Origin of the sequence: Salifodinibacter halophilus (assembly GCA_012999515.1) — a bacterium.
Lineage (GTDB): Bacteria > Pseudomonadota > Gammaproteobacteria > Nevskiales > Salinisphaeraceae > Salifodinibacter > Salifodinibacter halophilus.
In genome coordinates this window covers 1-326 of the sequence record JABEEB010000097.1, presented here as the reverse complement: position 1 = coordinate 326, position 326 = coordinate 1, and the positions used below count along the sequence as shown (strand labels likewise).

The window sequence follows — 326 nt, the reverse complement described above, 5'->3', positions numbered from 1 at the left end:
CGCGCGTGCCTTGCTCGAACGAGATGCCGACGTCCAGCGCTCCCTGGGTGGCGCCGATGTGGTTGAGGATGGCCAGGCTTTCGGCGAGGTAGTCGCCGCGCGCGGTCTGCAGGGCCGGGGTTTCGCGCACCGGATTGATCGCGGCGAACAGCTCGGTCTGCATGTCTTCGGGCATGTTCACGCGCGCCAGTCGGTAGGGCTGGCCGGACCATTCCAGCGCGACGATGGAGCCGAACGAACAGCCGGAGGGGACGCCGTAGTAGAGGATCGGGGACATGAGGGGTTCCTTCGCTTGAGTGGGCCGCGGCGTTCGCGGCGGGTGTGGT

Annotated in this window: 1 protein-coding gene; it reads right to left on the bottom strand. The window is 68.1% G+C overall.

The features are described 5' to 3' along the window. Positions 1–277 (bottom strand): glutathione S-transferase (locus HKX41_10860; GenBank protein NNC24630.1); only part of this gene is annotated, 277 nt, incomplete at its 3' end. Positions 278–326: the final 49 nt, after the last annotated feature.